Origin of the sequence: Pseudomonas sp. P7548, from assembly GCF_013386585.1 — a bacterium.
Taxonomy (GTDB): Bacteria; Pseudomonadota; Gammaproteobacteria; order Pseudomonadales; family Pseudomonadaceae; genus Aquipseudomonas.
Map to the genome: position 1 here is coordinate 1 of NZ_JACARO010000058.1, position 13,357 is coordinate 13,357.

The following is a 13,357-nucleotide window of genomic DNA, read 5'->3' on the forward strand; positions in this document are numbered from 1 at the left end:
GGCGTGGGGTGGGCGTTGGGGTCGAGGGTTTCCACGGCACGCGCCAGGCGCGTCAGGGGGCGGATCGCCAGGCGCACGGCAATCCAGGTGCAGCCCAGCAACAACGCCAGTTGCAGGATGAGCACCACCGGCAACCAGTAGGCCACGGGCTGGGCGGCGGGGCGCACGTCGAGGGTGATCGGGTTGCCATCGGCCAGGGTCAGGTGCGCCTGGAAGTGCTTCTGGTTGCCGGGGATGTCACGAAAGGTCAGGGCATAGTGCTCGCCCAGCGCATCGCTGATCGAGGTGGCCGCCATGGGGACATCATCGCTGCGCATCGGCTCGCCGGGTTCACCGGCGTTGAGCAGGTAACGGTAGTTCTGACGGTCCAGGCGCGGTAGCCAGCTGGCGCGTTCATTGGCGGGCAGGCGGTCGAGGATCGCCACCGAGGTGGCCACGTCATTTTCCAGGTTGCCCAACATCACCGTGCGCGCGCTGATGTAGCGTTCGTAGAACTGCGCGCTGAACGACAACCCGTGGGCGCACAGCAGGCTGATCAGGAAGATCAGCGACAACTGCGACGCCAGGGTACGTGGCCAGCCCCACTTGAACTTCATTGGTCGGCCCCGAGGATTTCCACGGGCAGGGAGAACACATAACCTTCGCTGCGCACGGTCTTGATGTAGGCCGGTTCCCGCGCATCATCCAACAGGCGCTGGCGCAGGCGGCTCACCAGCAGGTCGATGGAGCGGTCGAACAGGTCGGCGTCGCGGCCCTGGGTGAGGTTGAGCAACTGGTCGCGGTTGAGCACGCGTTGCGGGTGGTCGAGGAACACACGCAGCAGGCGGTATTCGGCACCGCTCAGGGCCACCAGGGTGTCGTCTTCGTCGAGGAGGTGGCGGGCGGTGGTGTCCAGGCGCCAACGGCCAAAACGGATCAACCGCCCGGTTTCGCTGACCACCAGGTTGGGCGGCAGCATCCGCGTGCGGCGCAACACGGCGTTGATGCGTGCCAGCAATTCGCGCGCGGCAAAGGGCTTGACCAGGTAATCGTCGGCGCCCATTTCCAGGCCGATGATGCGGTCGGTTTCGTCGTTGCGTGCAGTCAGCATCAGCACCGGCGTGGCCTTGTGCTTGCCCACCCGCAGCTCGCGACACAGCTGCAAGCCATCATCGCCGGGCATCATGATGTCGAGCACGATCAGGTCCACGGGGGTGGTGTCGAGGAAGCTGCGCATCTGCCGGCCATCGGCGACCACGGTGGTGCGCATACCGTTTTTCTTCAGGTAATTACCCACCAGTTCGCGGATCTCCCGGTCGTCATCGACGATCAGGATGTGATCGACATGATCCATGCTGCCTTCCTCAATAAGTAGTCAATGGTGCGCAGTCTAGCCACTGCCTGTGGCCTTGCCTTGTGCCCTTTGTATTGCAGTGTATCTGGCGTCGGGGAGATACACGACGAGGCAAAAAAGCCGATACAGAGCAGGGTGTTCGACACATCCCCGATACCTCGGGCCGTTCAAATGGACGCCATCGAAGACCTGCCGAGGATGTTGTGATGTGCCAAACCCTGTATCGGCTGCTGGCCAGTTTCGCCCTGGCGGCAACCCTGTTCTACCTGTTGCCCAAGCCTGTGGATGCCGAACCCTTCAACCGGTCCGGCGAGCAGATGCCGTCCCTGGACGGCGCCGTGGCCTGGCTCAACTCGCCGCCGCTGACAGCCGAAGGCCTCAAGGGCAAGGTGGTGCTGGTGGACTTCTGGACCTATGACTGCATCAATTGCCAGCGCAGCCTGCCCTATGTGAACCAATGGGCTAGAAAATACGCCAAGGACGGGCTGGTGGTGATTGGCGTGCACACACCGGAACTGGCCCAGGAAAAAATCCTGGCCAACGTGCGCCGGCAGGTCAAGGCATTGGGCATTGAGTACCCGGTGGCCGTGGACACGCATTTCAGGATCTGGCACGCGTTCGACAATCAGGCGTGGCCGGCCCATTACTTCTTCGACGCGACCGGCAAAGTGCGCTACAGCCATTGGGGGGAAGGGCGGTACGAGGCGCAGGAGCAGGTGATCCAGGCCCTGCTCAAGGAAGCCAACGCCACCGCGCCGTTATAGGCGCTGGCTTGCCAGCGATGGCGCCCTAGAGAACACCCTTGCCCTCAAGGCTGATCGCCGGCAAGCCGGCTCCTACAAAGAGCGGCGGCAACCGTGTCGGTTATGTGCTAATGAATTTTAAGTATTTCTGGTTATATCTGGGGATGAGTACAGTTGCGCTTCATTCTCCATCCTCGCCGCCGGGAAATTGTTCATGAACCGTCCCCACGGGCAGCCCACGCCGATCCTGACTTTGCCCCAGGGCGAAAAAGACCCGTTGTCGATCCGCGCCAAGGCCCTGGTCTTTTCCGACCCACGCTCGTTGCAATTGCTCGACTACCTCAAGCGCGTCGGCCCGAGCGAAGCGCCGGTATTGATCAATGGCGAGACCGGCACCGGCAAGGAGCTGGTGGCGCGCTACATCCACAGCGCCAGCGGGCGCACCGGGGCGTTTGTGCCGGTGAACTGCGGCGCCATCAGCGAAACCCTCGCCGAGAGCGAATTCTTCGGGCATGAGGCCGGGGCGTTTTCCGGTGCGGTCGGCCGGCGCGGTGGCTGGTTCGAAGAGGCGGATGGCGGCACGCTGTTCCTCGATGAGATCGGCGACCTGCCGTTGCCCTTGCAGGTGAAGTTGCTGCGGGTGCTGCAGGAGCAGGAAGTGGTGCGGGTGGGCTCGCGCAAGCCGATTAAGATCGATATCCGCCTGGTGACCGCCACCAACATCGACCTGGAACAGGCCGTGGAAGCGGGTAATTTCCGCCTGGACCTGTTCTACCGCATCAATGTGGCCCAGGTGCAGGTGTTGCCCTTGCGTGAACGGCCGCTGGATATCCTGCCGCTGGTGGAACACTTCCGTCGGCTGTACAGCGCCAAGCTGAAGATTGCCGAGCCGATGTTGTCGGAATCCGCCACCCAGGCCCTGCTGGATTACCCGTGGCCGGGCAATATCCGTGAGCTGGAAAACGTGGTGCACCTGGCGCTGTTGGTGGCCGGCGACAAGCCGATCATGCCCAATCATCTCAAGTTTTCCGCCGGGCTCAGCGCGATGCACGCCAGCGTCAACAACGGCGCGCCGCGCATTCCCCAGGAGGTGATTCGCGAGCAACTGCTGCGCTTGTTCGAAGTACCAGGGGACACGCTGCTGCACGACATCGAAGACCTGATCGTGCGCGAGGCGTTTGGGTTCTGTGGCTTCAACCAACTGCGCACGGCAGACTTGCTGGGGATTACCCGCAATGCCATGCGCACCTTGCTGGTCAACCACGGCATGCTCAAAGGGCGCGCGAAGCCTTGAGCAACAGGGCTTCAAACACCTTTTGCATCGACGGCTCATCGCTGTGGGCCACGTTGAAGCGCATCGAATCGCGATGGGCCGGGTCGTAACCGAACAACACCCCCGGCGCCAGCACCAGGCCTTGCTTCAAGGCGTCCTGGGCCAATTGCTCGCCGTTCACTCCTTGGGGCAGGCGCGCCCAGATGAACATCCCGCCTTCATACGCCATCGGCAGCTCGCACCCACAGCGCTTGAGCCATTGCTCGACGCGTCCACCGGCCTCCAGTAACCGCTGGACCATGCGCTTGCGGTGCTTGGCGTAGCTGCCTTCGCTGAGCATGCGGTACGCGATCTGCTCGAACAGCTCCGACGTAATGCCGCCGCTCATCAGCTTCATGTTGGTCAGGTTGGCCGCCAGTTGCGGTGCGGCCACCACGTAGCTCACCCGCGCGTTGGCGCTGAGGACCTTGGAGAAACCTGACAGGTAGGTGACCTGGTCCAGACCGGCGAGGGCGGCCAGACGCGGGGGAGGGTTGGGGTGCAGGTCGCCGTAGAGGTCATCCTCGACGATATGGCACTGATACTGCCGGGTCAGCTGCAGCAGGCGAAACGCCTGGCTGGGGCTGAAGGAGTGGCCGGTGGGGTTATGCAGCACGCCGGTGGTCAGGTACAGCCTGGGGCGATGTTCGGCCAATAGTTGTTCGAGGGCAGCGAAGTCGAAGCCGTCGGGGCGACGCTCGATGGTCACCACCTTGACCCCATGCAGGGCCAGGTTGGCGTGGAAGTTGAAATAGCACGGCGCGTCCAGCAGCACCGTGTCGCCGGGGCGGGCGAGCAGGCGCATCAGCATGTCCAGGCCCTGCACGGTGTTGGGGGTGGTGATGATCTGTTCCACCGGCACCGACAAGCCTTCAGCGTGCAACTTCTGTTGCAAGGCCTGGCGCAACGGCAGCAGCCCGGCCGGCGTGCCCAGCCCGGCGATGCGCAACGACGGCGCGCGCACCACGCTGCGCATGGCCTGGCGGATGGCTTCGCTGTCGAGCCAGTCTTCCGGCAGGTGGCCGCCTCCGGGTCGCAGTTCGGCGCCGACGGTGGCCAGGGGGCGACGCAACACGCTGAGCAAATCCTGGGGCAGCAGGTCGACCCAGTTCGCGCTGCTCGGGCGCACGGTGTCCATCGCCACAAAGTAGCCACGGCCCTGGCTGGACGTGAGCAGGGTGCGCCCGCGCAGCCGGTCCAGCGCCTCGTTGAGGGTGAACTTGCTCACGCCCAGAACCTGAGTCAGTTCACGCACCGACGGCAACTTGCTGCCCGGGGCCCATTCGCCGCTTTCGATGGCCTGGCTGAACGCCTCGACGATCTGCTGCACTTTCGGTGTGCCCGGCGCAAAGGTGATGGCGGATACCAACATTAACCTTCCTTGTGTTTGCCGGTGATTTTACCGGTAAAGTTCGGCTGGATTAGGCCTGACTTTACCTGCCTTGTGCAATGCCGATTGCCTAGACTGCGCGCTCTCTCCCTCAGGTCCATGGTCATGACAAGCGCGTTAACCCTGTCCTCGTTTCTCTACTTCCTACTGTTCTGCGCGACCATGACCTTCAGCCCCGGTCCCATGACCCTGATGTTGTTGAGCCTGGGCCTGCGCGACGGCTTGCGCAGTTCGATCCCGGCGCAGATCGGGGCAAGTGTGTCGTACCTCATCTCGATCCTGATCTTTGCCGTGGGCTTTTCCGAGCTGATCCGGGGTTATCCGGTGATCACCCAGGTCATCCAGGTGGTGGGCGTGGCGTACATCCTGCACCTGGCGTACAAACAGTGGACCAGCGGCGGCATCGCGATCGACCGGATTGGCCATGTGGAGGCCGCGCGCAGCCGGTTCGGCAAAGGGCTGCTGACCGGTTTTTCCAACCCCAAGACCCTCATCATGTTCAGCGCAGTGTTCCCTCAGTTCGCGGGGAGTGGCGGGCACAGCTCCATGCTCGACATTGCGATCCTCGGGCTGACGTTCCTGGTGCTGCAGTTCATCAGTGGCTGCCTGTATTGCTATTTCGGCCAGCGCATCCAGCACGTGCTGGAAAACCCTCAACGGCAGAAAATGCTGCAACGGGCGACAGCCGTGCTGCTGGTGGGGGTGGCGCTGATGCTGGCCCGTGGTTTCACCCATTGATCGGGCTTATGAGCGGTAGTGGCGATTTGACGCTCCGCTGATAGACTCCAGGCATTCATCAAGGATCACACCCTCACCATGACGGCTGCCGGAGGAAATGGACTTCCGCTCGCTTCACGGTTGTACAAGTCGCGCACACTGGGGCTGACGCTCGGTTTTGTGTGCGTGGCGTTTGGCATGTACCCGTTGCATCCGCCGGCCTGGGTCTGGGTGTGGATGGTGATCAACGCCTTTGTCTGGCCACACTTGGCGTTCCGCATGTCGCTGCGGGCTGCCCATGCGTTGCGCAGCGAGCGACGCAATTTATTGTTCGATTCGTTCTGCGGTGGGTTCTGGGTGGGGGCGATGCACTTCAACCCGTTGCCAAGCGTGACGACCCTGTCGATGATGACCATGAACAACGTCGCCATCGGCGGGCCGCGCTTTATGCTTGCCGGGTGGGTGGCACAGGCGTTGGGGATTGGTACATCGTTGCTGCTCTTTACTCCGGCTTTCGTCGCCGTCACCACTTCGGCACAGCTCTATGCGTGCTTGCCGATTCTGATGTTGTATCCCCTGGCACTGGGCTGGATCTGCTACCGCCAGGCCGTGACCCTGGCGCGGCACAAACGCGAACTGCTGGCCCTGAGCCGCACCGACAGCCTGTCGGGCCTGCTCAACCATGGCGCCTGGAAAGACCACTTGGAGATCGAATTCCAACGCTGCCGCCGAGGCCCGGCGGGCGCTGCGATTGCCTTGATCGACATCGACCACTTCAAGGTCATCAACGACACCTACGGCCACGTCACCGGCGACATCGTGCTGCGCCAGCTCAGTAAGGTACTGCGCCAGAACTTGCGCACCACCGACCTGGCCGGGCGGTACGGCGGTGACGAATTTTGTGTGATCCTGCCGGATATGCCGCTCACCCGTGCCACTGAAGTGATGGACGCCTTGCGTGATCGTTTCAACGCGTTGGCCTACGCCCAAGACCCGACGTTGCGCGTGAGTTTGAGCATCGGCCTGGCGCCCTACCAAGCGACTCACGCCGACTCCACCAGTTGGCTCAACGATGCCGACCAGGCGTTGTACGAAGCCAAGAGCAGCGGGCGCAACCGGGTCAGTTCGGTACAGGGGAGTTGGTTACGCTCGGTTTAGTGGGGTAGGGTGTTGCGGCACCTCATCACAAAAACAAGGATCGGTTCATGCTCTTCACCTTCTCCCGTACCCTGCTGGCCGCCACCCTGGCGTTGTCCTTTGCCGTGCCAGCCTACAGCGCCGAACCCCACAAACAGATCCAGGCACAGGCCGAGCAATACAAGCCCGACGCCCTGAAACTGCTGGAACGCCTGGTGAATATCGACTCCGGTTCCGGCTACGAGCCAGGCCTGACCCAAGTGCGTGACATTGCCGTCGACGAGTTGAAACAACTGGGGTTCTCCATTGAGCTGGTGCCGGACAAAGCCGCCAACAACAGCCATGTGATCGCCACCCTCAAAGGCACCGGCAAAGCCAAGATCCTGCTCATGGCCCACATGGACACTGTGTTCAAGGAAGGCTCGGCCGCCGAGCGCCCCTTCCACATCAAGGACGGTCGCGCCTACGGTCCCGGCGTGATGGATGACAAGGGCGGCATCGTCGCCGGCATCTACGCGCTCAAGGTCTTGAAGGACCAGGGCTTCAAGGACTACGCCCAAATCACCTTCCTGCTCGACGCCAGCGAAGAAACCGGCTCTGACACCGCCTCCGACCTCATCCGCAAAACCGCCAAGGGCCACGACGTGACCCTCAACCTCGAACCCGGCCGCCCCGCCGATGGTTTGGTGGTGTGGCGCAAAGGCAGTGCGACGGCGGTGGTCGAAGTCAAAGGCAAGGCCGCTCACGCCGGCGTCGCGCCAGAGCTGGGCCGTAACGCCGCGATGGAAGCTGCCCACCAGATCTTGCAGCTGGGCAAGCTGGGGGATGAAGAGAAGAAAACCACCATCAACTTTACCGTGCTCAAGGCGGGCGACCGCGTCAACGTGATCCCAGACCAGGCCACCGCCAAGGCCGACGTGCGCGCGGCGCTGCCGGAAGAATTCGATCGGATCGAGAAAGACCTGGCGCGGGTATCGGCCAACAAGTTGATCCCGGAAACCGAAGTGAAGACCTCGTTGCAGCGCGGCCTGCCGCCAATGCCACAGACGCCGGAGTCGGACAAGCTCGTTGCGATTGCCCAGGGGATCTATGGCGAGTTGGGCAAGAAACTCACGGTTGAAGGCAGCGGCGGCGCGGCGGACGCGAGCCTGTCGGCCGGGGTCGGGACGCCGACCTTGGACGGGTTCGGGATTGTGGGCGGCAACATCCATACGCCGGAGGAATATGCGGAAGTGGAAAGCGTAGCGCCACGTATCTACCTGCTGAGCCGGATGATCATGGAGCTGAGCAAACGCTAGTCCTTGTAGTGAGCAGGCTTGCCCTGCGCTGGGCTGCGAAGCAGCCCTAATCCATTCGGCGCCAATCTGCCTGAAGAAATGCGGCGCTTCGGTTGGGGCCGCTTCGCAGCCCGGCGCGAGCAAGCTCGCTCACTACAGGGGTGTGGATTACGTTTGCCGGTGTAGGTGTTACCACGTTGATGAGTCTTCGAGACTGGCTTTTTGGAGGTCATCTTTCCAGACCTCATTGGCGAGTCGATAAATGTCGCTGAAGAAGCCTCGCGGGTCGATGATTTCTGTTTCATTCCAAGCCATAATTTTATATTCGTCGTGATCGTTTTTAAATTCTTTCGAAAAGTCAAAGTTCAGATTGTCGAGTGCGTTTTTCAGAGCGGACATCAACACGAAGCGATGTCTGTATGACAGGTACATAAGATCTTTTAAAACAAAATAAATGATAATTTTGTCTCTGTCTTTTTGGGTGTTAGGGTCGTATTTCCATAGTTTTTTTCCAACTGTTTCCTCAAGGTCGTATATCGATAGCGCCCCTAATATGTGAGAGATATTAGGAATGTATGGAGTTTTCATGAGTGGGCATATCAGCATTGTTTACTCACTTGTAGAGTGCGATGTAGGAATTGTCGTATCTATCTGTTTGACGGTATTTTTGCTCCTCTGTTGTGTCAATATGTACGTCTGATTGTATTATTCCGCTGCGCGTTGCAAACAATTGCAGGTTTTTTGTAGTTCGGCAATTCGTGCTGTTGCGACTTGCTATAGACTTGTGCGCAAGAAATCAATTATTGAGTCGTGCGTAGTATGTTTTTTTACGCAGGGCTACCGATCACACTATTCGCAGGGATTAAAATGCACTCTCCATTTTTGTTGGTTGTCGTTGAGCAAGCGCAAACTACCTCTTTGCGTAAACGCATGTACACTGCGGGTTGTGTGTTTGAATTTGTGGTGTTTTCTCCAGTTTCCAATGCTGATATCAATGAGCAGTTACACCGACAGGCTTTGTTGGGTATGAGTTACTATCAGGATGCTGCATACAAAAATCCGGAGTTGGCTGAATTGGGCGACTATCTGCCTTCTGAGTATGCTCCGATCCCAAATTGGGATTGGGATGTAGAGCGGGCGGTTGCCACACCATTGACCTTAGATGAAATTCATAGCCTGACAATCATGCAAAAGAATAAATTAGGTTTGGCGGGGCTTTATAGCGCCTTTTGCCACCCACCTCATAGTGCACGTTTTAAGAAAGGTGAGAGTGAAGCTCAGTCTGTCTATCGAGAGTGGTTGCAGTTACTGGGTATCGATCCACAGGACGATATCGTCGTCATAAATTGGGTGGATGGTTTTGAGGAGAAATGGCAGCGACTGAATGGTGATATGCCACTGGAAAGGCCTTGGGGTGAGTTTTTTGACTGGGGGTTGGAGTGGTGGGGCATTTGGTGTCTGACCGTGTGGAATGCAAAGAAAAACACCCTAAGTGTGTTGGTCGCAAGCACTTCGGATTAGTTGTTATTGTTGGTGGAAAGGTTTGCGATCGAGGGTGAGCAAGCTCACTCTTAACTTGTGTTGGTGGTATTTTTGAGGCGTGTTATGTTCTCGCCAAAAGATACTCTTGTTTTTTCTATCTTACGACTGGGGGTGTTTTAAAAATGATGCAACGTGCCGAAGCCATGTTTTTCCGTCTTTCCAGTCATTGCAGTAGTAATAGTTGTACCCGGTATCCTTGAATAGATAGTTTTTAAGTTGCCTCTCTGTCTTTTTGCTGAGTATTAATTTGTCCAGCTCTAATCGGACTTCTGCAATAGTGTCAGGGTCTGAATCTGATATAAAGAATTCGATGATGTCATTTTGCTGTTTCGTGGTCGTCAACCCAGTCTGGATTGAAATATCCTGCAAGGAACTGCTGCAGTTCGGAATGGACTTTATTCAAGAGGGTTGGGCCTTTTGGGGATGTTGAGTTTGGTGAGATCGCTCTCTGTGCTTATTTTCCCAGCAGTTTTTTTGTTCTGGGTCAGTGCGTTCATAGTTTTTGTTTCGTTTATATAATGATGAACGTCTGTGACGCTTATTGAAGGGAAAAAGCTTTTTATTTTCTCTAGAATATTTTTGTTTTCACGACAGGTTTGGTAGATGAACTGAGCTGCAGCGTGTGTTTCTGCATCGTCGTAAAACTGGCATAGCAATGTATTCGTTTGATATTCTAGGAAAACACTCATTTTTTCAGGCGAGATCTCTTTTTCGAATATTGTCATTGCTGACCAAAGTTCTTCTATGGGGGCTTCTGATTTCTGACTCACTAAAAGAGTGTCTCGCGAGCCGGTAATCGGCAAGTTATTTATTGCCCGTGGATCGCGTGGATGGGTTTTGATTGCGGAGTATATTTTACTTTTTTCATTTTTTTTGAATATATCCCAATCGTTAGCCATTTTTTTATATCTTTATTCAATAAATACGCTTGTGTTATTGAGTTGGTCTCGAGTGTTTGTAGTGAAAGCCATTGTTTTTTGATTGGCCATTCTTCTGATAGCGCGTCCATTACTTTGCACCATGACTCCCATACACTATCAAAGTCATGATCCAGGAGGGTTAAAGTAATGAATTGTTTGTTGATCGTTGGGTGGATGCTTGTCCATGGCCTTACTCCAAATTCATTTATATAAACCGTGTTCATATTTTGTCTCTAAAAATAATTTCGTGATTCATTGCTAGCTATCAGAGGGTGTTACCACGTGGATGAGTCTTCGAGGCTGGCTTTTTGAAGGTCGTCTTTCCAAACTTCGTTCGCGAGTCGGTAGATGTCGGCAAAGAATTCTCGCGGGTCGGCGATTTCGGTTTCGTCCCAAGCCATATTTGAATACTCATCTGGGTCATCCTCAAAGTAAGTGTGGAAATTATAGTCTTCTGTGTTCAGTGCATAAGTTAACGTTTCTATTAGCTTGTATCTATGGCGATAGGAAAGTTTGTTGAATGGATCTAGACAGTATTCAAGTATTAGTGCTTCTCGGTCTTTACGTTCGTTGGGGTTGAAGCGGGCGAGTGCTTTTCCCTTAGTGTCTTCTCTGTCGTAGATATCAAAAATTCCGACGAAATATTTTAGGCTGGCGTCGAAATGGATGTGTTTGGATAAAGGGTGATATAGCAAATCCGGTTTTTCCAAGTGGGAATAACTGTATTAAAAATCTCAAGAGCCACAGAGCTAGCTTAGTTGGGCTGATCCCATTCTGCAGTCAAAGTGTTCACGTTCATTGTAGTGAGCAGGCTTGCCCTGCGCCGGGCTGCGAAGCAGCCCCAAACCATTCGACGCCGATCTGCCTGAAGAAACGAGTCGCCTCGGTTGGGGCCGCTTCGCAGCCCGGCGCGAGCAGGCTCGCTCACTACAGGGGTGTGGATTACGTTTGCTGGTGTGGGGCTTACCACGTTGATGGGTCTTCGAGACTGGCTTTTTGGAGGTCATCTTTCCACTCTATTTGAGAGAGTTTATAAACGTCATTTAAAAACTCTCTAGGGCTTTTAAGCTCGTACCATTCAATCCTTGGCCATGAAGCTGCGTCGTCGTCGCTTATTTCAAACAGGCTTTGGAAATCGTAGTTTTTGTCATTCAAACTGTTTTTTAAATGCTCGACTAAGACATATTTGTGTCTGTAGGAAAGGTAGCCTAAATTTAAAGCGTAGGTTTTTATGAGTTTTTCTCTGTCAGAGGTTTTATTTGGATCGTATTTTTCCAGCTCTTCGCCGAGCCACTGTTCTTGGTCGTACACATCAAATACCCCTATGAACCATTTGAGGCTGGGGTTGAAGGGGGAGTTTTTTAAGAAAGGGTCTTTTAACATTATTTTTTCTCGGCAGGAAAAGCAGTAAATGGCCTGTTGTTATCGTTTTTATCGAACTTAACTTCGAACCAGTTCATGTTTTCGTTAAGGGTTGGGTTAGCAGGGTCTTTTTTGTTAGGTCTATATCCGCGCCCTGCTCCAGAGAGTTCTAGTCTGAGCACTGGATTTAAATTTTTATCTTTCCCGTTGAACGGGTCTAGCCCAAGTGATTTTCGCGTCAAAGCCTTGTTCAAGGCATTCAGTTGCATTTTCCAGCTATGAAACTGAGAGCTTAAGTTTCCTTTTGCCTTAGGTTTACGTAGTCCAGTGCTAGGATCTGTTCCATCAATCGCCCTCTGTTTCAGCGCCGTATCGGTGATTTCCGGACCGTGTTTGGCAACAGTGTGCATGTCGTATTTCAACTCCAATTCTTGCACACGCCGTTTTGCGTTTGCCTCTGTAAGTTTATCTATTCTCGCCTGCCGCTCAGTTCGCGTCAGTTGAGGTACATCGGGTGCGCCCTCACTGACGCTAGGCGTCGGAAGAGCGGAAGAAACGTCAGGTTTACACCCGTCACCCGGGCACGTGCTTAACCCTAGCGGATCCACCCACCCCGTAGGATTGGGCACGTACCGGTACGCATTGATCCCGCCCGCCAGCTTCACCGGGTCCGGCGTCAGGTAACGACCAATATCCGGATTGTAGTAGCGATGGCGGTTGTAGTGCAGCCCGCTTTCCTGATCGAAGTACTGGCCCTGAAAACGCAGCGGGTTGTCGACTTTTCCGACGTCTAGGCGACTGATTTCGCCGTACGCGCGGTAGTGGGCAGACCAGACGATTTCGCCGTTGGGGGCGGTGAGTTCTTGTGGGGTGCCGAGGTGGTCGAGTTGGTAGTGGAAGGGCTTGGTTTGTTTGGGGCCAAAACCTTCCAGTAAAGCCGAGGGCCTGAAGCTACCGGGTTCGTAGAGGTAGCTGCGATGACGGTCTTTGTGGTGCTCGGCAATCAGCTTGTCGCCTTGCCAGAAAAACTCCGTGGTTATGTCATCAACGGTTTTACTGATCCGCCGTCCAAAAGGATCGTATCGGTAGCTGGCGGTCTGTCCGTTGGGTTGTGTGATACCAATCAGTCGATGCTGACAGTCATAACGGTATTCAGTGACCAGTGAGTGCCCACGCCCACGCCGCTCACGGATCAGGTTGCCGAACGCGTCATAGTCGTAATGTCGATCCCCCTGAATCATCAGCCGATTACCCGCCACGATGTCCGGGCCGGGGCGGTTTTGCATGAGCAGGTTGCCGGCCGGGTCGTGGGCGAAGCGTTCTTGCAGGTCTTGGGAATGGTCGGCGCGGGTGAGGCGGTTCAGCGGGTCGTAGGTGTAGTCGTGCTGGCCTTTGCGGGTATCGAGCAGGCGGGTGAGGTTGCCGGATTTGTCGTAGGTGTAGTGGCGTGCGTAGAGGTGGTGTTCCTGCTGGGTGACGGTGTGGGCGTGCAGGCGTTGTTGGTCGTCGTAGTGGTAGTGGCTGAGGAGCTGGCCTTGTTGGCGCTGGTGTTCCTGGCCGGCTTTGAACAGGTGGGAGGTGAGCACTTCACCATTGAGTTCGACGGTGGCGAGGTGACCGCACT

12 protein-coding genes and 2 pseudogenes are annotated in these 13,357 nt (G+C 56.3%); 6 read left to right on the top strand and 8 right to left on the bottom strand.

From position 1 onward, the window contains the following. Together HX803_RS22175 and HX803_RS22180 are read right to left on the bottom strand one after the other, a co-directional pair. Window positions 1-596, bottom strand: a pseudogene (locus HX803_RS22175) (two-component sensor histidine kinase); the annotation flags it as partial. Continuing rightward, the gene (locus tag HX803_RS22180) at window positions 593-1,333 is read right to left on the bottom strand and encodes a response regulator (protein WP_176997492.1); all 741 of its coding nucleotides are present in this window, start codon (window positions 1,331-1,333) and stop codon (window positions 593-595) included. The pseudogene HX803_RS22175 and the gene HX803_RS22180, both read right to left, overlap by 4 nt. 263 nt (window positions 1,334-1,596) lie before the next feature. Between HX803_RS22180 and HX803_RS22185 the strand changes: the two are divergent. After that, window positions 1,597-2,097: pseudogene (locus tag HX803_RS22185) on the top strand (thioredoxin family protein); the annotation flags it as partial. A 193-nt stretch (window positions 2,098-2,290) separates the two neighbouring features. Further along, on the top strand, window positions 2,291-3,370 hold the full coding sequence (locus HX803_RS22190) for a sigma-54-dependent Fis family transcriptional regulator (RefSeq protein ID WP_178923515.1): 1,080 nt from the start codon (window positions 2,291-2,293) through the stop codon (window positions 3,368-3,370). Here the strand turns inward: HX803_RS22190 and HX803_RS22195 are convergent. Then, window positions 3,348-4,760, bottom strand: coding sequence for a PLP-dependent aminotransferase family protein (locus HX803_RS22195; protein WP_178923517.1), 1,413 nt, complete (start codon window positions 4,758-4,760; stop codon window positions 3,348-3,350). The genes HX803_RS22190 and HX803_RS22195 overlap by 23 nt on opposite strands. Window positions 4,761-4,883: 123 nt before the next feature. Between HX803_RS22195 and HX803_RS22200 the strand changes: the two genes are divergently transcribed. The 3 genes from HX803_RS22200 to HX803_RS22210 all read left to right on the top strand — a co-directional run bounded on the left by HX803_RS22200 (window position 4,884) and on the right by HX803_RS22210 (window position 7,930). After that, window positions 4,884-5,516, top strand: a complete 633-nt coding sequence (locus HX803_RS22200) for a LysE family translocator (RefSeq protein ID WP_178923519.1) — start codon at window positions 4,884-4,886, stop codon at window positions 5,514-5,516. 78 nt (window positions 5,517-5,594) lie between these two features. Then, the gene (locus tag HX803_RS22205; RefSeq protein WP_178923521.1) at window positions 5,595-6,653 is read left to right on the top strand and encodes a diguanylate cyclase; all 1,059 of its coding nucleotides are present in this window, start codon (window positions 5,595-5,597) and stop codon (window positions 6,651-6,653) included. Between the two features lie 47 nt (window positions 6,654-6,700). Continuing rightward, complete coding sequence (locus HX803_RS22210; protein WP_178923523.1) at window positions 6,701-7,930, top strand: M20/M25/M40 family metallo-hydrolase; 1,230 nt, start codon at window positions 6,701-6,703, stop codon at window positions 7,928-7,930. A 168-nt stretch (window positions 7,931-8,098) separates the two neighbouring features. Here HX803_RS22210 and HX803_RS22215 read toward each other — a convergent pair whose 3' ends face one another. Continuing rightward, entirely contained in the window at window positions 8,099-8,497 is a 399-nt protein-coding gene (locus HX803_RS22215; protein ID WP_256732908.1) for a hypothetical protein, read from the bottom strand. A 279-nt stretch (window positions 8,498-8,776) separates the two neighbouring features. Here HX803_RS22215 and HX803_RS22220 point away from each other — a divergent pair, with 279 nt between their 5' ends. Beyond that, the gene (locus HX803_RS22220) at window positions 8,777-9,430 is read left to right on the top strand and encodes a hypothetical protein (protein ID WP_178923527.1); all 654 of its coding nucleotides are present in this window, start codon (window positions 8,777-8,779) and stop codon (window positions 9,428-9,430) included. Window positions 9,431-9,846: 416 nt separating this feature from the next. Here the strand turns inward: HX803_RS22220 and HX803_RS22230 are convergent, their stop codons facing one another. The 4 genes from HX803_RS22230 to HX803_RS22245 all read right to left on the bottom strand — a co-directional run. After that, the gene (locus tag HX803_RS22230; RefSeq protein ID WP_178923529.1) at window positions 9,847-10,350 is read right to left on the bottom strand and encodes a hypothetical protein; all 504 of its coding nucleotides are present in this window, start codon (window positions 10,348-10,350) and stop codon (window positions 9,847-9,849) included. Window positions 10,351-10,646: 296 nt separating this feature from the next. Further along, window positions 10,647-11,081 (bottom strand): hypothetical protein, encoded by a 435-nt coding sequence (locus HX803_RS22235; protein WP_256732909.1) that lies wholly within the window; start codon window positions 11,079-11,081, stop codon window positions 10,647-10,649. A 253-nt stretch (window positions 11,082-11,334) separates the two neighbouring features. Further along, window positions 11,335-11,754: a hypothetical protein gene (locus HX803_RS22240; protein WP_178923531.1), complete on the bottom strand. Its 420-nt coding sequence runs from the start codon at window positions 11,752-11,754 to the stop codon at window positions 11,335-11,337. Continuing rightward, the coding region (locus HX803_RS22245; RefSeq protein ID WP_178923533.1) for an RHS repeat domain-containing protein at window positions 11,754-13,357 on the bottom strand (1,604 nt) is incomplete at its 5' end. The genes HX803_RS22245 and HX803_RS22240, both read right to left, overlap by 1 nt.

Coding starts and splice junctions, on each gene's coding strand:
- HX803_RS22210 (WP_178923523.1), top strand. CDS start 6,701: ATGCTCTTCACCTTCTCCCGTACCCTGCTGGCCGCCACCCTGGCGTTG.
- HX803_RS22195 (WP_178923517.1), bottom strand. CDS start 4,760: ATGTTGGTATCCGCCATCACCTTTGCGCCGGGCACACCGAAAGTGCAG.
- HX803_RS22205 (WP_178923521.1), top strand. CDS start 5,595: ATGACGGCTGCCGGAGGAAATGGACTTCCGCTCGCTTCACGGTTGTAC.
- HX803_RS22215 (WP_256732908.1), bottom strand. CDS start 8,497: ATGAAAACTCCATACATTCCTAATATCTCTCACATATTAGGGGCGCTA.
- HX803_RS22200 (WP_178923519.1), top strand. CDS start 4,884: ATGACAAGCGCGTTAACCCTGTCCTCGTTTCTCTACTTCCTACTGTTC.
- HX803_RS22220 (WP_178923527.1), top strand. CDS start 8,777: ATGCACTCTCCATTTTTGTTGGTTGTCGTTGAGCAAGCGCAAACTACC.
- HX803_RS22180 (WP_176997492.1), bottom strand. CDS start 1,333: ATGGATCATGTCGATCACATCCTGATCGTCGATGACGACCGGGAGATC.
- HX803_RS22190 (WP_178923515.1), top strand. CDS start 2,291: ATGAACCGTCCCCACGGGCAGCCCACGCCGATCCTGACTTTGCCCCAG.
- HX803_RS22240 (WP_178923531.1), bottom strand. CDS start 11,754: ATGTTAAAAGACCCTTTCTTAAAAAACTCCCCCTTCAACCCCAGCCTC.
- HX803_RS22230 (WP_178923529.1), bottom strand. CDS start 10,350: ATGGCTAACGATTGGGATATATTCAAAAAAAATGAAAAAAGTAAAATA.